7 protein-coding genes are annotated in these 20,044 nt (G+C 54.3%); 2 read left to right on the top strand and 5 right to left on the bottom strand.

Going from position 1 to position 20,044, the window contains the following annotated elements; genetic code table 11:
* Positions 1-2: 2 nt before the first annotated feature.
* The 5 genes from mexE to ACI7MX_RS20300 all read right to left on the bottom strand — a co-directional run bounded on the left by mexE (position 3) and on the right by ACI7MX_RS20300 (position 16,309).
* Positions 3-1,247 (bottom strand): multidrug efflux RND transporter periplasmic adaptor subunit MexE, encoded by a 1,245-nt coding sequence (gene mexE, locus ACI7MX_RS20280; RefSeq protein WP_405591183.1) that lies wholly within the window; start codon positions 1,245-1,247, stop codon positions 3-5.
* A 408-nt stretch (positions 1,248-1,655) separates the two neighbouring features.
* Positions 1,656-6,146 (bottom strand): SpvB/TcaC N-terminal domain-containing protein, encoded by a 4,491-nt coding sequence (locus ACI7MX_RS20285; RefSeq protein WP_405591186.1) that lies wholly within the window; start codon positions 6,144-6,146, stop codon positions 1,656-1,658.
* Positions 6,143-10,975 (bottom strand): neuraminidase-like domain-containing protein, encoded by a 4,833-nt coding sequence (locus ACI7MX_RS20290; RefSeq protein ID WP_405591189.1) that lies wholly within the window; start codon positions 10,973-10,975, stop codon positions 6,143-6,145. The genes ACI7MX_RS20285 and ACI7MX_RS20290 overlap by 4 nt, the downstream gene beginning before the upstream one ends.
* Positions 10,968-13,898, bottom strand: coding sequence for a Tc toxin subunit A (locus tag ACI7MX_RS20295; protein ID WP_405591192.1), 2,931 nt, complete (start codon positions 13,896-13,898; stop codon positions 10,968-10,970). Before ACI7MX_RS20295 ends, ACI7MX_RS20290 begins: the two co-directional genes overlap by 8 nt.
* Before the next feature lie 221 nt (positions 13,899-14,119).
* The gene (locus ACI7MX_RS20300) at positions 14,120-16,309 is read right to left on the bottom strand and encodes a TonB-dependent siderophore receptor (RefSeq protein ID WP_405591195.1); all 2,190 of its coding nucleotides are present in this window, start codon (positions 16,307-16,309) and stop codon (positions 14,120-14,122) included.
* 137 nt (positions 16,310-16,446) lie between these two features.
* Here ACI7MX_RS20300 and ACI7MX_RS20305 point away from each other — a divergent pair, with 137 nt between their 5' ends.
* Together ACI7MX_RS20305 and mtlD are read left to right on the top strand one after the other, a co-directional pair.
* Positions 16,447-17,496, top strand: a complete 1,050-nt coding sequence (locus tag ACI7MX_RS20305; RefSeq protein WP_405591198.1) for an alpha/beta fold hydrolase — start codon at positions 16,447-16,449, stop codon at positions 17,494-17,496.
* A gap of 426 nt (positions 17,497-17,922) precedes the next feature.
* Entirely contained in the window at positions 17,923-20,043 is a 2,121-nt protein-coding gene (mtlD, locus tag ACI7MX_RS20310; RefSeq protein WP_314483058.1) for a bifunctional mannitol-1-phosphate dehydrogenase/phosphatase, read from the top strand.
* Position 20,044 lies beyond the last annotated feature (1 nt).

Raw genomic sequence — 20,044 nt, forward strand, 5'->3', positions numbered from 1 at the left:
CCTTAACCGCGCGGAGTCGCAACGCTGGCAAGTTTCGGCGCGTTGTTGGCGGGCTTCACTTGTGGCAGGTTGCTGGCTTCCAGGGCTTGTCGTTGTTGCGCCAGTGCGGCGAGGGTTTGTTCGTTGGCCATCGGAATCACTTCTGGCGCTACCGGGGAGCCCGGCCGTACTTTCTGCAAGCCCTTGACGATGATGGTGTCGTCTTTGTTCAAACCGCTGCGAACGATGCGCAGGCCTTCGATTTTTGGTCCCAAATCAACCGTGCGGTAGGTGGTCTTGTTGTCAGCATCCATCACCAGAACAAACTTCTTGCCCAAATCGGTACCGACCGCTTCTTCATTGATCAAGACTGCCGAGTAAGTACCGCTACCGACCAATTTCAGGCGTGCATACAAGCCGGGCGTGAAGCTGCCATCGGCGTTATCGAATACCGCGCGGCCACGGATGGTGCCGGTTTGCGGGTTAACCCGGTTATCGACGAAGTTCATTTGACCGAGATGAGGATTACCTTCTTCGTTGGACAGGCCGAGGTACACAGGAGTGGTCTGACCGCGCTGGCCCTGACGGGCGAGTTGCGAATACTTGAGAAATACGCGCTCGTCAGCGTCGAAATAGGCGTACACCTTGTCCGTCGACACCACGCTGGTCAGGGGGGTGACATCCGCCGTGACGATGTTACCGGCCGTGATTTCGGCCCGGCTGACACGGCCACTGATGGGCGATGTCACACGGGTGAAGCTCAGGTTCAGCTTGGCCAGATCCAGTTGCGCCTGAATGGCTGCGACACCGGCGCGGGCTTCTTGAGCGGCAGTGGTGCGCGAATCGGCCAGTTCAGCCGAGATGGCATTGCTTTGGCGCAGACGCTCGCCACGCTGAGCTTCGTTTTCGGTACGGCTGGCGTTGGCGCGCGCTTGTTGCACCTGGGCTTCAAGCTGACGCACAGCGGCCTGGAAAGGGCGCGGGTCGATCTGGAACAGCACGTCGCCCTTTTTCACCAGGGCGCCCTCGGTAAAGGCGACCTGATCAATCTGGCCCGACACGCGTGGGCGTATTTCAACTGTTTCTGGCGCTTCAAGGCGACCGGTGAATTCGTCCCATTCGTTGACCGGCTGTTCCAGTACTTTGGCCACACTGACTTTTGCTGCGGGGGCAGGAGCAGTCGCTTGTGGAGTTTTGCCGCATGCACTCATCACCACTATGGCCAAAGCCGCGAGTGGGAAGCGCAAATGTTTAAGTGACTGTTCCATGGGGGTGAGTCCGCCAATTTGTTGAGATGGGCGGATAATGCTGGCGCGCGTACTGGCAAACGAATCGAACCCAGCAAAGGTTACTATCATCGGGAATGATAGAAAGTCGAAGTGAACTGTCTAATCTGCGGTTTTGATTAGCATGCTATCAATTAATGGTTGCAACGGCGGCGCCGATTTTGCCTGTCAGAGCCCTCGGCAGTTGTTCGCTGAAGCTCGATGAGCCAGCCGCGCTTCTTAGTCAGGAAGAGATTAATGTTTGAGCGACTCAGCACCCATACCAACCGAGTGGCCGGTCTTGGCGATCACAGGGAGACTGATCCTTGGCTGTTGCTGCGTAGCGGTGCGAGCCTGCTTTAAACCCAGGCCCGCTCAGCTTCTATCAGCAACCCGTACAACGCGTTCTGCTTAATCCTCTAAGGTATCGTTTTCATCCTCACTGACGGTGTACCAGGTGTGGTAAGTCTGACGACTTAAAGCACCCTTGGCGTTTATCGTGCTCGTCAGGCGTCCCAGCGGGTCATAGAACGATTGATCGCTGGAGCTGATTTTTCGTAATGAATCGTCTTCGATATAACCGTACTGATCCGCGAAGTAAGGTCGATAGCTACGTATCGGCAGGCCTTTGTTGTTGTATTCAACCCTGCCACTGACACGCCATCGCTTTTCGCTGTGTTGACGCAGTGGCTTCGCTTGGCTGTCCTGGCTCAGTCGTCCCGATGGGTCGACCACGTAGGCCATTCCCGCCGAAGTTTTTTGCTTGGTTTGTAACACTCGGCCAAAACCATCGCTACACGTGAGGTTGATATGGATGTGTCGGGTCATATCCGGGTCGCTGGTGGTGTACGTATCTGTCTGCAGTACAGCACCATAAACCGGCTCTCGACGTGCGAGGCGGATCTGCTCGCTAAACAAGCGATTCTCGGGCTGACTCACGTCCAGTGTGGACACACGTGCGCGACCGCTGGCCCGGATATATCCGCCAGGGGTCAAATAGCCCTTGGCTATCCATTGCGCACGCTCAGGGGATACGGGAATTTGCCCCATCCAGTTGAAGGGTGCATAAAAACAGGCGCTGGCTGCGTCTAACAGTGCTGCTTCAGGTGCTTGGATAGCCGTTTGCGGGCTGTCATCAGCAGGACGCATGTACTGCTCAAGGGGGGCAAAACCCGTGGGTTCGCCACGCTCATGACCGTAAATGCTGGTCGCTTGCAGTTGCCCGAATGCGTCATAACGCGCCTGCTGAACGCTGCCCTGAGGATCGATAATCTTGATGGGCAGTAATAATCTGTAGTCATGCACGGCTTGGGTCTGGCAACCATCAATTGAAGTCACTGAGGCGATATGACAGTGGTAGCGGTCATAGGCAAGGTCGGTGAATGAGTGGCTTTCTGAAGGACGTAACCGGGTGGCTCGGTAGAAATTCTGCTCACTGGAATATTGGGCAAATCCTAGCCTGAGTGACCACAGTGGTGTTGACGCACCGTTCTGCGTGTCATCTGCGTTGTCGTTGGACAAAAACACTGACAAGGGATGGTAATGTTCCTGGCGAAGGGTATCGGCCAAGTCAAAGGACGGGGCACCCGGCAAGGCAGGAAGATCGTCGTATGCCGACAGGGCCGTTGCGTCCAGTTCTGCACTTTCAAGGTAGGCCGGTAATGCTTCAAAGCTGGCGTGCCCTTGTGGCAGGGCTGAGTCGCTCAATGCGCGGGTGTAGTGCTGCACCGTCATGCTGGCCAGCGAGCGAGGGACGTGCAGGCCCAATGGATTTGCTGGGCCACTGCTGATCAAGTGCTCGTAGCTGATATGCGCAGAATCAAGGCTGTCTTTCTCAAGTACCAGCGCGTTGCTGCGCTGGCGATAAGGCAGGTGCAGCCGCCAGCGCTGGTTGCCGTCCAGATGGATGGGTTGCGCCAGCACTTCGCTGATGTAGTACGCCTGTTGAGCCGGATCGTGGGTGTCGCGCCACCAGGTTTGTTGGTGCGGCTCGTTAAAAGGGGGCAGGTCACCGGGGCTTGTGCGGCGGGCGTAGTCAATGGTTAGCCCATGTAGCAGAGCGCCAAAGCGATCCCGGCGTAGGTTGATTGTGTGTTGGCAGGCAGGATCAGTTCGCTCGCGTTCATAGCGGTAGCTCTTCGATTCCAAAGGTAAAACCAGCTGGGAAGCGGACGGGTGTAATTGGCGCAAGTGATAGCGGTGCTCGCTGACGGTGTAAGGCACGGCTGCAGGTCCGGAATCAGCGGCGGCGAACACTTCTTCTCGTAATGTTAAACCGCTCAGGGCAAGAGACGCTTCCCGCAAGTCACCAGGGGACGGAGTTGGCAAAAGGGTGTCGTGTAGATTGTCTCGCTCCAAGCGTGTGAGCAGCGTGTTGCCCAATGGATGGGCACGTTCATCACCGGACCAATAATCTTCGCGGGGCATGTCGAGTGATTGACCGGTGTGAGACCAGGTTTTTCGCAGCAGTGCAGCCGTGTGCCCATCATGGCTTGCCGTCTGGATCGATTGCTCGGTGTCGGTGGTGAGCAATAGGCCATACCCCTGAAACTTGCGTTCAAGGCCGTCGTAATAGCCTTCCCTGTAAGTAAAACATTGGGTCAATTGATTGCCGCTGATCTCATCGTGCTGTTGCTGGCGCGTGACCAGGTGCAGCGCAAAGGGTAGACCGCTTATTGGCGGTTTCCCATCGCGAAGACGCTGTTGCTTTTCATCCAGCCACTGCTGGGCGCTGCTGCTGTAATCAAGATGACCTACAGCGCCCATATTGTTATCGGTGCTGATCAACAAGTAGGGTTTTCGACTGACAAAGTCGTAACGCCAGTGACGGGGTGTTGGATGGTTGACCGTCAGTATCAAGCTCGAGCAGCCCAGGCCTTGCAGGTCAGAGACGCTGGCATGAGAGAAACGATCATGTTTGACCCCCTCGGGCCAGGGTAGAGATGCGGGTGTGCTTTGCAGCCCATTACCGGAGTGATTCATGAAGATCAGCACCTGATCAGGTTGCACATAGAGCAGGTCGCTGGCCCCCGAGCCATCCAGATCGCCCAGCAATACCCGCGATGCTTCGAACTCGGCATAGGTAAAGGGCAGTGTGGCGAAAATAAAGCCTTTACCCAATCGGCCACGCCCCAGATTTGGCCAACATTTGATTTCATTGTGACGGATGCGGATCAAGTGCTGCTGGCCGCTGCCGAGCACGTCGCTGAACGCCAACAGTTCAGTGGTGCCATTGCCCGGGAGCGGTAAGTGGTCATCGTCGGGTTGATGAGCAACATCGGTGCCTGTGGAGAACCCCAGTTGGCCCTGATTGATGTAGAGGCGCACGCTGTTGCTGCCGATCAGGGCCAAGTCATACACGCCGTTGCCCATCAAGTCGGCCAGTTGACCCTGGGGGTGAAAAAACTCCTGTGGCAGGGCCGTAAAGGGCGCGAAGTTGGACCATTGGCGGTTACTGTTCAGGGTAAAAAAACCACTCATGCCCGGTTGAGCGATGATCCAGTCCAATTGGCCGTCACCATCGAGATCGGCCAAAGATTGTTGAACCGGTCGTGTCTGATCCGCAACGGGGATGCGCTCCAGCGTTTGTAATGCTCCGTAAACCACATGATTGGCGTCTTGCGCCGGATCGGCCCTGAGCGGCTCGCGGTAGTACCAGCTTTTATCACTGCGATAGAGCACCCCGGGCAGGCCGTCGCGGTACAAGTCGACCAGTTGATAGCCTTGGCTGTTGATGGGGCCCTGCAAGGCGTCAAAAGATCGCCAATTAGCCGGATCGGCCGTCAATGAAAAATCGCTGTAGGTCAATTCCAGAGGGGGCCAGTGGCTGATTGCTCCGCTCGCCTCGCACGCTTGGTGATGCACGCAGCACAACTGATTGACCTGGGTGTGGGTGGATGTGTACTCGAACAGCAACCGACGTGTCAGCACGGGCTCGCTGCCCAGCTCGGCCTCCTCTGGAAAATAGTGAAACATCAAGACTTGCTGGCACAGACGACGGCTGCCCAATTCGAACCCATAGGCATAGCTGAAATAGGGATCAGTGCGTTCAAGCCAAGGGGTTTGCTCAAGGTAGGAGGGTGCTTGAGTCATCGAACGGGTGCGTTCGCCGTAATCAAAAAGCAGCTCAAAATGCCATTGTCGCGGTGCTGGTGTTTGCGTCGTCCACAACATCAACTGAGCCTTGGCGGTGATATTGCCGTAACAGATGCGCGCCAAGTAGCGTTGGGCGCTGAAATCGCGCTGGGCAATGCCTTGCGTATCAGCCTTGTATTGATAGTAAATCTGCTCGCCGTGCGGGTTCAGGCTTTCCTCCAGCAGCCACTGGGCAACGTGGGTGGGCATTTGCGAGTCGGCGATGCGTGCTGCGTGCGTTTTGCCATACAGATGAATATTCCCGTCTGCTCCCTGGACGAGCCAGAAGCCCGCTGTATCGGCCTGTGATGACCAATGCTCTATACGGTCGAACGTGTTTTCGTTTCGCGGCAGATAACGCACCACCGTATAGGATGAATCCAGTTGCAGGCCGTTGTAATGACTGGCCACACGGGTTAACAGGGTATTGTTTTGTGCTCGTTCGGGGATAAGTTCTGAGCCTGAAGGGCCAATAAACACATCCTCAGGGTTATAGGCAGGAACGCCCTTTAGGGTACTGCGACTGATAGCAGCTGCTGAAGCATTCCAACCCATGCCGAACGGGCTGTTGCCCAGCTCACTGTGGTAGCTCAGGCTCATTGGCGCAGTGAAACCGCGCCCAGGCGAGAAAGGTAATGGAATTTGAAATGAGGCGCCGCCAGTCATACCGACGGCGCCCCATCCCGTACCAATGCTGTGTATGGCACCACCGCCCTTGGGCAGAGTGGGTGTGAGGACATCCCCATTGGTGGCAGTTTGGGTGCTCATCCCAGACCTCCAGCGCTTCTTGCGGTATAGCGCACCTGAATAATGATGTCGCTGAGGGACTCGAGCATGGCGTGTTGTGCCGCAGGATTGGGAAAGGTCAGGCGCCAATTGGACACCGCCCCGGTGAATTCGAAAGGCAGGTAGCGTTCATCAGTGTCGAAATTGAGGGTGAACAGGCCGCTGTCGTTGACACCTGTAGAGAGTGCAACCTGCTCTCTGACCCGCAGATTGTTAGTGGTATCGCCTGGGTCTTCAGACAGTTGGGTCTGATTTTGAAGTTGCGTCAGTGTCGCTCGAATGTCTTCATAAGGCCCGAGTGTGGCCGGCAGGGATACGCTGACACTTTTGATCCTGCGCAGGTAATGGCCGGGATAATCTGCATCGAATAACGCCTTGGTCAACGCAAAGTCGACGGTTCCATCGCTGACCATCTGCTGCTTGAGTTCGGTCCAATCCTTGTTCAGGGTGGTGCTCGTGTCCTTGACCTGTAACAGGCGCAAGGAAACGGTTTTGGTAATTTCCAGTTCACGCTGATTACGCCGGAGGTAGGCTGCATCCATACGTTGTAAATCCAGTTTTAGCGATTCACCCGCGGTCATCCCTTTGAGTTGATTATTCCAGCTGCTGCTTGTGATGAAGGTGCTGTTCCAATCGGCGCGCTCAAATTGCCAACTGGCCTGAGCGGTCTGGCACAAGGAATGGGCCGCGTCGTAGGCCTGATAGTAGAAAGCAGCCAATTGACTGTTGAGCCACTGGTAAAGCTGCGGGCTGGAAAATCGTTTACTGAGCATTTCGTAGGTCAGTCGGGCGTGTTCCATCGCGGTTTCGCTGTGCCGCAGTTGTAGGCTTAGCGTGGCGGTTTGCTGCGCGTGAGCTTGCAGCTGGGTGTCGAGCTGGGTGATTTCGAGTCGGCACTGATCCAGTGCTTGGGCCCATTCTTGAGCGCGACGATTAAAGAGTTCGGTTCGATCCAGATGTTGGGCGCTGGAGCGTTTTTCATTCGCCGCTCCTTGGGCACCCGCCTGAATGGCATGAAACGCCCCTTCAAAGCGCATGCCGCCGTTGGAGGTCCCGAAAATATTGGGTAACAGCATGGCCAGTCCGGCGCTGGCCTGAGCACTTGCTGCGGCAATATCCCATTTCGCTGCTTCCAGGTACTGCTGGCTGGCAAGTGCCTCGGGCGAAGAGATGCCTTCCTTGAGTTGTTTTTCGTAGTAGTTCAACCGCCCCTCAATCACCATGCGACCCGCCAGCAGTGCGCGATGGTTTGATTCGTCGACGAGCATGCTTTGCTTCTGTTGTTCGACCGCAATATTGGCCAGGTCCCATGCGTGAAGTTGCTGCTGTTGCAAGTACTGAGCCTGCTCTTTGCGCTCGAACAACATGAGTAAGGCATTGCCGAGCTGAATCACGTTTTCGACCATTGTCATGGCGTGGGCGTAGACCACCTGAAAACGATAATGCCCGATGTCCGCTTGCTGCCTGCCTTGCATGGGGTTGTGGCCAATACGGGGACTTCGCGCATAACCGCTCAATAGGGCGTGTGTCGAAATGGGCGGGGAGAACACGGCAAGCTGTAGGGGCTTGCCATTGATACTGAGGTGATGGCGCAAGTTATGCAGACGGCTTTGCAGTTTGTCCCAGCGTGCCACTAAATCAGGATTTAGCGGGAGGTACAGAGTGTCAGAGTCACGTGCTAAAGCAGTTTGAGTATCAGTGACGGGTGAACGATGCAATTTGCCCAAGTGTGCATTGCTTCGTACCAGGTGTTTTTCCAGCCTACGCAGCTCACTGGATGTAGAAGCGCCCAAATCGTTTAGGGTAATAGGTTGCCAGGGGTCGGAGCGGGTCATGCTCGGCCGAGGGCCTAGCAGATTTTTTATGCGCACATACCAGAGTTTGGCCTCTACCAGACTGTCGGCATTGGCTTGACGGTAGGCCGCATCGCCACGGTTGAACTGAATGTCCAGATAGAGCATGTACAACGCTTGACGGAAGTAGACCGGGGCGCTGAGCGCGATCAGGTTCGGGTCGTCCTGCTGGATCTGCGCATAACTCAGGTCGCGGTTAACCCCAATCAACGCCGGCAGCTTCCAGTGGCCCGAAAGCTGGTGCAGTTCACTGCTATTACTCTGCGGATCAAAAATATAGTTCAGCCAGCATTGAGCTTCGGCATAACGGCGTTCCATATTCAAACGACTGGCGACCAGCCAAGGGAGGTACAGAAACAACTCCCAGAAATAAATGCCATAAGCACCATGAAAATCCAGCGAGGATGAAGCAGCGGCTGCATCTAGCGCAGGCTCTCTCCATTGACTGGCGCTCATTGAAAAAAGATCGTCGAGACTGATATTAGCGGCATCTATCAATTGCCGGCTTACGCCGGTATTTATGCGAATGGGCGCTCGGGGTGTTTGTTTCGCAGGGTTGTCGCTGTAATTTATGGAAGAACCGCTGAAGTCAATGAATTCTACATTTCCGTTGGGGTTTCCAAGACTGCGGGTGATTCTGGGCGAAATGGGTGTAAAAATAGTTGCGTTTTTGGTTGGCAGTGTCACATCCGAAGATTTCAGTGCATACCCTCGAATAACGCGGTCGTTGTGGCGGGTGTCCGTATCGAAAATCAGCACGCCGTGAATGATCGTAATGGGCCGGGGCCGGTCAGTTGCCTCTTGGGTTTGCTCCTCTACAGGGCGCAAGGTTTTCGGGTCAAGTTGGATGTGTGCGGTGAAAGGGATGTCGGGGGGCAGGCTTAACGAGGTGCCATTAAGTTCACGGCGCGAGGTTTTGGGCTCACCTACGATGTAGCTGTTGCCACGGTGGATATTCGAAGGACGAGGTTGAATATCATTGCGCGGGATGATGACGACGGGCTTGTAGTGCCGAGCGTATAACGTGGCACTTGCATTCTCGAATACCCAATTGGATCGTTCATCGGAGGGGTCGCTCTTTAGCACATGAAAGTGGACGGTTATGCGGTAATCGGTAGTGCTGTTTTCGAATATAAAACTAAAAGCATCATACTCGATGTATTTGCCTTTTAACTGGGCTTCCCAGCCTTGGCGTACGCGCTTTACATCGATGGGCTGAACACTTGTAGCCGTAGCTGAATCGTTATCATAAATCAAACTAGAGTAAGTCAGGCCGGTCTTGAGACAGGTAATGGCAAGTGATATCCAGTTGCAGGGCAGGGCGTTGCTCGACTTTAAGCTCAACAAGGAGCCACTCACCAGCTCAGATTTCCCATTGCCGCCGTTTGTGGGGCGCTGTAAGCACAAGTCCAAAGTCAGTTCGGAATCATGATGACGTGCTTTTAACGAAATGCTTTGATGCTCATGGAGAGGTTTGTCCAGCGTTGAAGTTACTTCCAATACGCAGGAAGTGGCGTTGTAAATAATATCTCTATCAGGTCGCAGATTACGGATAATTGCCTGTTTGTTTTCGAAGTTCCAATTGGATAACTCTGAGGGTGGGGTGCTATCAACGGCCGCATTGACGGAAATGGTTTCGCTGGCGGGAGCATGAAAATTGAAAGTGTTCTTATTGTTGTACACGAATAATGCTAGATAGCGCCTTGCCAATTTTTCATTTTCCGCATTGAACGCTAGGTCTACCAACGTTCCCCTTGAAATCAGACGCTTTACGCTGAAGTCATGATGAATTCTCACGGCCTGGAAAAAATCACTGCCGGTATAGAGCTTTCCTTTGTCCGATGATGCATGTGCGTAGGCATTGAGTCCGACAAACAGTGAAGGAGGTTGTGTGGTCGAGTCCAACACTGCAATAGTTTCTGTGGCTGCTTTGACAGCATCCCTATCGAGTTTGTTGAGTTCCTTCATCACGCAGTATTCATCACTGCATGCTTGCGGCCCACTCCAGCTACCATCGTATTTCATATAAGAAAAGTACAGTCGGAACTGAATAAAGCGACTTCTGAGATAGTCCTTCAACCTTAATTTATAGCTCTTTTCAGACTCTTCAGGTTCAGCCCAACTGTATTCGCTGCTGTTATGAGTGGAGGAGGGAGACACACATTCAGCCCAGATGACTAACAGCCGATTATTGAAACGCACAAGGCGGATGCTATGGCCAGGAATGAAGTCCGAGGCAGGCAGAGGGATTTTCTTCCACTCAGACCAAGCGCCGGGCTGCGGAGTGTCTTGTTTGTAGAACTGAGCGCTTTCGGTTACAAAAGATTCAGATCGCTTAGACATATCCAGCGAGCGCCAGAAATACGTACTGTCAATACTGGATTTGGCAACAAAGTAATACGTGCTGTTGGCAAAGTTATTGGGGGCGCCGTCAATGTAACCACTTAACGTCGTAAGGGTGGCAATTTCTTCAAACTCGGTTAAATACCGTTGAACAGCAGGGCGCACACTGTCTGTGTGCAGACGACATTGATTTAGGTCATTTTCAAGTTTCTGGAAACTTTCGGTTTTTTGACTGCGTAACATGGGGTCCAGGTAATGCGCGGGGAAATGCCGAACCTGTTGAGCAGTTCGCCATACCGAATAGGCATGCAGACTGTTGCGCCAAGTGCTGTGTTGAGCAGATGACATGCCCAAGGTTTCATAACCTGGCTCAAGCCCCGATGAGATAGCGTTTATATACTGTTGCAAGCTGGCAATGGCACTAGCGACGCGAGTGGTTGGAACAGCTTGACTTACTTGCACATCCAGAAGCCAGTAGGCATAGATATCATCAAGCGAACGGATTTTGTGCTTGCTTGGCAGCGAGCTGTCTTCAGCCAGTACATAGGTGAGATAAAACGCGAGCAATGCATCACGCAGTTGTTCATTGAGCTGCTGATGGATGTATTCAGACATGGTCATTCCTTTGGCCGGTACCGAGGGCGGCGATACCCACCTTTTTCCAGTCATCAGAGCTGAAAGTGGACGTCAAGCCGGTGGCTAACAGCATTATGTTTGCCGAGAAACCTGTTGCTTTAGTGCCGTCATGGCAGCGCATAAGCCAGTCCAGTTCGGTCATCGAACGCACTCGTTTTTCTGGCAAACGATGGGTCAGCAACCCAACCTCGGTTGGACTCCAGCCCATGATTTCGGATAGCTGACGGTGAGCTTGCGCATTCAGGCTGGCCAAGTCTGCGGGGAGTACCTGTGGGTTGGCCTGGTTCAAATAATCGAGCATCGTGTCGTGATCAGCCCCGTATTGCAGGCTGAAGTGATCGAAGCGTTGGAACAGGTATAGGGTGCTGAGCGTAAGTTTGAGCATTGAATTGCTTGCCTGCTCCGCGTCCAGCCAGTGGGGGTTGACTAGAAATGATTGCAATACCGTTCGGCTCAAGGGAAGTTGCAGATCGGCCTCGGCATTGGGTAAGTACAGTAGAAGGTGTTTGAGGGTTTCCTTGGGGTGCTGGCTGCCAAGGGCATTGGCCAGCGTGCGCGTTGCTTGTCTGAACGTTTGCTTATACAAGGCGGAGGGTTCGCTGGCTTGGGACGAGTCCTTGAGCAAACGCTCCACATCTTCCCTTAAAGGCTGAAGTAGCGTGAAGGCCTCGACGACCACTGTCTTGAGTTTTAGTTTGGCTACACTTTTAAGTTCCTGGTTACGTACGGGATCCATGCTCAAAGTTGTGTAGCGATCAACCCCGTGATCTACAGCTTTCTCCATGACTTCAAGCTTTGGTTGCCTGGAGGGCAACATATGCGCTCTGAGTAGCGCCTTTCCCAGCAGGAGGTTCCAAGGTATTTCCAGGTGTTTGGCATTCGAGTCGGCCTGAGGAAGATCCAATTCATCGAGCGTGGTCTGAGGAAGAAAGTAGCCTTGGATGCCGTGCAGTAGATCGTGGACTTGGGTAAGTTGCGCCTGTACGGGCGCAGGTACCAAACCACTGTCCAGCAATAATTGCTGGCGCAAATGGGTCATGCGCGTCTTGCTGTCTTTAAACCAGGTGACGGCCCAGTCCAATTGCATCAATACATCGAGAAAGTCCGGTGGGGCGTTGCTGCCTGATGTACGTAAGGCCGGAATAACCAATTGCCGGCGATACTCCGCCCCCCCCAACATTTGAACCAGTTGGTCACACTCCACAATCGACAGCCCGAACAGGGCAGGCAGTGTGGCTTGACGGTAAAAGCTCGAAAGCGTTGAGATGTTGCGCGCGGGTGCGCTCAAATAGAGTTGCGTACGGGTTTTGAGCAGCCCTAAAGACAGTGGCGTATCGTCAAGACCCAATGCCGCACAGACTCGAAACAGAGTGGCCTCCCTTGTATTGAGGTCTAAGGGTTGGTTATCCAGCGTCAAGGGGGATTGCAACCAGTGCGGCGGGTTGAAGACTTGATCGAATAACGCTGCATGTTCTCCAGTTCCATGCACTGGCAACTGGTACAGCCAGGCTGAATAAGTTTGAAGTTTGAGGCCATAGCGTTGATTTAAATGGCGAAAAACACCTAATGCTCGCAGGGTGTTGTCATTAATGATCAAAGAGTCTGTTGGAATGCCCTCACAGGCTTGAGCGCTGTGCACAAACTCGTCCAGTTCATAGAAGGGGATATCGAGCCAGCGTTTCAAGCGGATCATCCGTTGCAAGCGGTCATACCGTTGGGTATTGGTATGCACCAGAAGCACCTTTTCAGCCGTAACGGTGCTTAGCCCCAAGCTTTTTTCTCCGGCCATCAAGGGGCCATTGATATAGCGGGCACCTATGTTCTGTTCGGTGGTCATCTGCTCCGGCGCCGGCAATGCATGAGCAGAGCGCCGCGGGCTGTAACGTCCCAACGCCAATAGTTCTAGGAGTTGGTCGGTATCCAAGCCGGTGTTCTGCATGAACTGTTGTTGATCAGTGATGGGCTGGCTATGGCCATAGTGCTTTTTGAAAAAGGACGCAGGCTGCGTATCGATTGCCGGGTATTGCCCGTGAATGTGTTCAGTCAATAAATTTTGCTGAGCAGGGCTCAAGCGCGTAAGCAGCCGTTGTGCCTCATAGGCTTCCTGTTGCACGACGCCATATTTGTTTTCGGGTTGCTGGTTGTACGGAAGCTTAAGGCTGATCAGGTAATTCAAGGCCCCGAGACGCGGTTTTTGATCCGACAGGCTCAAGACACATTGCTGATGAGCAAGATCGAAGGGAAGTTCGATCGGGTAGCGAAGTTCAGTTAACACCTGCTCAACTGTACGGTTGCCGTATAGATCACGGTTATCGTTCAGATACTTTTTTAAAGGTCCGCTTAGGGTTTCGTTAACCAAGGTCAACATTGGCAGTTCGCGATGGGTATTTTCATCGTCGATCAGCAAATCTTTGAGGGTTGGCCGTCTACGGTTGAGGGTTATTTTTTCTTGAGTGCCTTTGCCTGTTTGTTCAAGCTGCAGCGCAAACATATAAAGTGCCCGCAGATAAGCGGCGGGTGAATCGACTGCGGCCAGAGAGGACGCGGAGCAGAACGCGTCCCCGTTGCCAGGAAACAGGGTCGCGTAGGTGGGAGAACTGTGCGGGTCTGTTATCGCGCCGCGTCTGTTACGTGTCGTGTCGTCATCGCGTGAAGAGGGGTCTCGCGCCAGTAGTTCTATTTGCGAGGAATAGCCGACGGCATTGTCATAGGCTTCCCCTCCATCGTCATCGCAGTATTCGGCAAGTCGATCAATAAAGTCGTTTCTGGATAAACGAATGATGTCGAATACCGAGTATAGGTCGAGTGCCAGTAGTGCAGCTTTAAACCTGTCCCGGTCATGTTCACGTCCAGGGCGCGAAACAATGAGTAAATCCAGTAATGGAGAGTAATCCTTGGGCATAGTGAACGGTTCCTTGACGTGAAGTGGCTGATCCACTGCACGTCTGGAAAACTACCATTGCCCTTGAAGCGCTAACCGTCAGCTACAGCCGCTCAAAGTCTTAGGATGTATCGTTATTGAGTGTGTATTCCTGTCCCAGGAACGGACTTTTTATTCGATCGCGGTGAAGGCAATAGAACTGCCTTGCACCTTTATGCCTATGGCGTAATGAACCCGCCCCATCAGAAATTGATCGAGGCACTCAGCCTTGCGGTTAGCGGAGCGCCCTGAAACAGATAGTTGTCGCCCATGTACTCGCCGACATCGCGCCAGTAACGCTTGTCAAAAAGGTTGTCGACCGTCAAACGGAACACGGTGTCATAGCCATCAATACGGGTGCTGTAGCGGCTGCCAATATTGAAAATGGCGTAGGAACCCACCTCGACTGCACCTTGCTGATTGGCGTATTTTTTACCGCTATATTGCACACCGCCCAACAAGGCCAAGCCATCGAACCAAGGCAGTGCATAGTCGCCATAGAGGCTGGCGCGCAGAGTGGGTACATTGATTGTCTGGTGCCCTTCATATTCCGGCGTACCGCTGCCGGTGACTCTGGAACGTATGGCTGCCACGCTGGCAAACACTTGCAAGCGATCAGTTGCATGACCATTGGCGGCCAATTCAAGCCCAGTGTTTTTCTGTTCGCCCTGTTGCACAAAGGTAAAGCTGGCATCGTCGTTGGGCCGTGCATACTGGTAGGCCTGACGAATCTGGAACAGCGTGGCGCTCAAACTCATGCGCTGCCAGTCGTATTTGATACCGGCCTCGATTTGCCGCGACACGGTTGGCGCCAATATTTCAAAGGCATTGCTGGCGAACCAGGGAGCCTCGCCCCCCAGCGACAAGCCCTTGTTGTAACGGGTGTACAGCGACAGGTTTTGCATTGGTTTGTAGATCAGTGCGGCTTGGGGCAAGAATTCATAGCGCCGGGTGTGGCGCGTGGTGTCACCCTGATCATCGAACGTCCGTTCATCAAGACGGACTTCTCGGCCACCCAGCACCGTTTGCCACTGCTCATTGAAACTGATGCGGTCATTGAAGAACACGCCGTATTGGCGGCTGTCCAAACGACGATAACTGTCGTTGACCGGGCCGGTGTAGCGGGGGAAGTCCTGAGGATCGGTGTCGACATTACCGCTGCCGATCATCTCGTTGATCAGTTCGCGTTGGTCCACCACGCGGCGAAACGCGCTGGTGCCCACGGTCAGTTCGTGGCTAAGGGTGCCGGTATCGAATTGACCGCTGAGCGCCGCCTGTATTTCATCGTTGCGGCGCGTGTCGTCGGGGCTGCGGAAATCGTAGATGTCGTAGTTGCCTTCGGGGCTGAAGTAGTTCGGCACGGCACTGTCGGCACAACTGTCTGAGCCGTAGCAGCCCCAGGCAAAAGAGCTGTAGTCATCGATGATGACTGTGCTGCGCGAGGCGCTAAGGCTCGCTTTTAAATGATCACTGAAGCGGTACTCAAAATTCCCGTTGAGGTTCAGCGAATCGATGGTCACAGGTTTGCTGCCGCTTTGGTGGGCAAGCAGTTTTTTCGGCGAAGCATGATGGGGAAGATCGGTGCCGCCCAGCAGCTGATAGCCCGGTACTGAGCGTTGCTCCTTGTTCTGGTACTCCACATCCAGTTGCAGCAGGGCGTTGGGGCTTATGTTCCAGTCGAAGGCAATGGAAGCGAAGTCGCGTTGGCCATTGGCGTGCTCGACGTAAGAATGGATGTCTTCATGAGCCAGATTGACCCTCAGGCCGAATTGTTGCTCGCTGCCAAACCAGCCGCCTACGTCCGTGGCCAAGTATCCGCTGCCTCGGTCATCGGTCGAAACGGTGACCGAGCGTACATCCGCGGCTCGTTTGGTCACGTAATTGACCACACCCCCAGGCTCGGACACCCCGCTTTGCAAACCCGCGAGGCCTTTGAGCAATTCAACCTGCTGTTTGTTTTCCAGGCCGACATTTTGCTCGCCGGTGATGGTGCGGCCGTTGATTTTGTAGCTGCTGGCCGAATTCAACGAAAAGCCACGCACCACGAAGTTTTCGTAATAACCCACGGGCGCATAACTCTCACCCACTGACGCGTCATTCTTCAATACATCGCTGAGCAGGCGAGCTTGCTGGTCTGCGATCAAGGCGTCGGTAAACACCGTAATTGCAGCCGGTGTGTCCAACAAGGGGGTCGACTCGAAACCTGCGACTGTGGCCTGATCGGCTTGATAGCTCAATGCCTCGGAGGCGGTCACGCTGGTGGCTGGCAGTTCAGTTTGCGTTGCATAGGCGACGGACGTGGCGCCGGAGAGCAATACACCCAGGGTCAGTGAGTTGAGCGCGAACCGCGGGGCGGACTCTCCCACGTTGAAAGTCCGGTAAAGCCTGTTCATGAAACGCTCCTGAGCTATGACTGACCCGCGGCAGGCTTGAGTAGTGGCCTGATTCTTGAGCGCGACATCATACAGGCGGGTTTTAACCTTGGGTTAATAGTGACGTGTGAGTCTCAAGTCTTTTTGAGGTGTCGCCCATGAAGTTTGTACCTTTTATCAAGCGTTCATGCTTGGCTCTTTCCTGCGCCTTGCCCCTGCTTGCGGTTGCGGCACCCGAGTCATCCACTCCTGGCTATGGCGAAGAACTTCAAGGGTTTGAGTACCCGTATCCGTTGCATCACTTCACCTTTAAGTCGCAGGGGCAATCCTTGCAGATGGGCTACATGGACGTTGCGCCAACAGGGGCGGCCAATGGTCATACCGCCGTGTTGCTGCACGGCAAAAACTTCTGTGCAGCGACCTGGGGTGACAGCATCAAGGCACTGAGTGCGGCGGGTTATCGAGTCGTGGCGCCTGATCAAATAGGCTTCTGCACGTCCAGCAAGCCTGAACACTATCAGTACAGTTTCCAGCAACTGTCAGCCAATACCCATGCATTGCTCAGCCAGCTTGGCATAGACAAAGCCAGTGTGATTGGTCATTCCACCGGCGGGATGCTGGCGACCCGCTATGCGCTGCTTTACCCCTCGGCTACGCAGAAGCTGGTGCTGGTCAATCCGATCGGACTGGAGGACTGGAAAGCCCTCGGTGTACCTTGGCGCAGCGTCGATCAATGGTATGAGCGCGAGCTGAAACTGGACGCTGCCGGCATACGCAAGTATGAACAAAATACCTATTACGCAGGTCACTGGAAGCCCGAATACGATCAGTGGGTAGACATGCTCGCGGGGCTGAACAAAGGCCCGGGGCATAAGCGTGTGGCATGGAATTCGGCGTTGATCTACGACATGATTTTTACCCAGCCGGTCATCTACGAACTGCCTCAACTCAAGGTGCCTACTGTGCTGCTGATAGGGGACGCCGATACGACTGCGATTGGCAGCGATATAGCGGCGCCTGAAGTGAAGGCCAAAATAGGCCATTACAAAGTGCTCGGCAAACAGGCCGCGGCCTTGATACCGGACGCCCGCTTGATTGAATTTCCAGGCATGGGCCATGCCCCGCAAATGGAAGATCCAGCCGCTTTTAATAAAGTCCTGATTGAGCAATTGAACCGAGAGGGCACAGCTGTCGCAGGGAGCCAGTGAGTCCTGCTCAATTGAGTGCGCAGGCAGTTACGCTCGCTACGTAATCGGACGTCAGCTTCGCCTATCACTGCGTAGGGCCGGCCGTGCTGCCTTGCTTTAGAGCCATTGAATAGGTTATAGCTAAAAAGGACTCTCTATCGAAACAGGATATTTCAACGCCCTATGGATGGAATCACACGTATCAATCGCTCGTCCGGCTCACCTTGCGCATCCCTGATTGCCAAGTGTGGGCCTCACGTAAAAAGCTGTGCGCGCGCAGCGACAGGGTTTGTTTCTCGCCTCTTGATACATTTCGCTATCTCCCGCCTGCGACCCCGTTTGCCAGGCAGCTGCGCCGACTGGCGCCATTGTTACGTCCCTCCGCCTGATGCGTTCTGAGCATTGCTTTCATCTGAACCCATCACCCGCGATAAGGAGTAACACCCCATGATTCATTTCCAGGGCAAACGCATTTTCAGTGCCATCTTTGATATGGACGGCACGATGTTTGACACGGAACGCCTGCGTTTCAAAACCCTGAAACAGGCGGCCCTCGAGGTTTTCGGCACTCCGCTGAGCGAGGACACCCTCATAGGCTCCTTGGGCCTGAGTGCCAAGAAAGCCGAAGCACTGGCCAAGGCCAACCATGGCGACGACTTCCCCTACGCAGAAGTTCGAAAACGCGCCGATGAGCTTGAGCTGGCTTATGTCCGCGATAATGGTGTGCCAATCAAGGACGGTTTGCTGGAGGTGCTGGAGCGATTGCGCAAATACGGTTTGACCATGGCCGTTGCAACGTCCAGCCGTCGAGCGATTGCCGAGGAATACCTGATCAATGCCAATGTGCTGAAGTATTTCGATGTCACTGTCTGTGGCGACGAAGTGACTCAAGGCAAGCCCCATCCCGAGATTTTTCTGGCCGCGGCCAGTGCGCTGAATTGCCTGCCTGAACATTGCTTGATGCTGGAAGACTCTGAAAATGGCCTGCTGTCTGCCACCCGCGCTGACGGTCAACCCATTCTGATTGAAGACATCAAGCCGCCAGCCCCGGAGGTCAAGGCGGCTGCCTTGAAGGTGTATCAGAGCATGCATGGCTTTCTCGCAGACCTGAACGATTGCATGCCTGATCTGGGCACACCGCAATTGACTGATAGTTTTCCGCAGGCGTTCAATCAGTTCAGTGTCGGGATCCATGGCTTTGGTGCCATGGGCGGCGGTTACCTGACACAGATCTTCTCGCACTGGGATGGTTACACACGTCCCTGTGAAATCATTGCCGCGACGCGCTCACGGATGCTCAGAGAAACCATTCAGGCCTTTGGCAGCTTCAGTGTGCGCTACGGCGCGACATCCTTTGACCAAACCATCGATTCGCTCAACATGATCGACATGGACGACGACGAAGCTGTCATCCGTATGTACGACGTCGCGGAGATCGTCGGGCTTAGTTTGCCCGAACCCGCGATTCGTAAGCAGGCTGGGGTGATTGCCAAAGGTCTGGTTCGACGTTTCGAACGACGCGGGCGAGAGTTGACGATCCTGATCGTGTTGAACAAGGTGGGTGGCGCGGAGTTTGTCCGCCGCCAAGTCCAAGCGCATCTGGCGCAGCAGGTATCGCCCGAGCTGTGCGCCAAAATCCTGGATAACACCCATTTTGCCGAAACCGTCGTGAGCCGTATCGTCTCCAAAATCAGCAATGAAGCGCTGGTGCGGCAGTTACGGATCAAGTCGACAATCTTTCAAAACAGCCTGAATGACGGCACACCCGCGCCTAAACGCTCACAGAAGTCGCCTGTGCCCGAGTACGAACGGCTTATTGCACGCTTTAGACCCTTTGCCCAGTCAACCAATGCACTCGGTCAACTGCACTTGATTCTGTTTAACAGTGAGCCTGATATGCCGCTCTACGCAGAGCGGTGCAGCAATCTGCTGGAGCGACTGCGTCAGGTGAAAACCGTTGATGACATCACCCAGACCCAAGTGATGAAGAACCTGCTTTGGAACGGCCCGCACGCCATCATTGCCTGGTATTCCAGCTTGCTGGGCTATTCGTGGGTGGGGCAGGGCATGGGTGATCCGCGGGTCAGCGCGCTGGCTGAGCGACTGATTCATCACGAAGTCGGGCCTGCGCTGGTTGCGGAGTACCCGCATCTTGCAGATGCCATCAGTGATTTCTCCTCGACCTTTCTTGAACGTTGCAAAAATTCTTTCAAGGATCCCTGTGCTCGTGTCGGGCGTGACCCGTTGCGCAAGTTACAACGTAATGAGCGAATTTTTCGCAGCATTGATCTGGCCAAAAAACATGGGATTGCTTGCAACGCCTTGGAATTCGGCAGTGCGCTGGCCCTGCATTATGCGCTGAGTGCAACTGACGCCAAGGACGCCGAGTGCCAACTAATGCGAAGCGTGTATGAGGAGGGTTCAAGCATTGAGGACGTGCTGACCTATACCGGCCTTTACAACGGCCAGCCGTACCCGGGCCTTGACCCTGTCGCGGACAGGGCTTTGCTTGAGTCTATTGTTGGCCACTTCGCACGGGATGTGGAGACTGACGCGATCAGTGCCTGAT

The sequence above is a fragment of the Pseudomonas sp. 2024-210 genome (genome assembly GCF_045062345.1).
Classification (GTDB): Bacteria; Pseudomonadota; Gammaproteobacteria; order Pseudomonadales; family Pseudomonadaceae; genus Aquipseudomonas.

Coding starts and splice junctions, on each gene's coding strand:
- mexE (WP_405591183.1), bottom strand. CDS start 1,247: ATGGAACAGTCACTTAAACATTTGCGCTTCCCACTCGCGGCTTTGGCC.
- ACI7MX_RS20285 (WP_405591186.1), bottom strand. CDS start 6,146: ATGAGCACCCAAACTGCCACCAATGGGGATGTCCTCACACCCACTCTG.
- ACI7MX_RS20290 (WP_405591189.1), bottom strand. CDS start 10,975: ATGTCTGAATACATCCATCAGCAGCTCAATGAACAACTGCGTGATGCA.
- ACI7MX_RS20295 (WP_405591192.1), bottom strand. CDS start 13,898: ATGCCCAAGGATTACTCTCCATTACTGGATTTACTCATTGTTTCGCGC.
- ACI7MX_RS20300 (WP_405591195.1), bottom strand. CDS start 16,309: ATGAACAGGCTTTACCGGACTTTCAACGTGGGAGAGTCCGCCCCGCGG.
- ACI7MX_RS20305 (WP_405591198.1), top strand. CDS start 16,447: ATGAAGTTTGTACCTTTTATCAAGCGTTCATGCTTGGCTCTTTCCTGC.
- mtlD (WP_314483058.1), top strand. CDS start 17,923: ATGATTCATTTCCAGGGCAAACGCATTTTCAGTGCCATCTTTGATATG.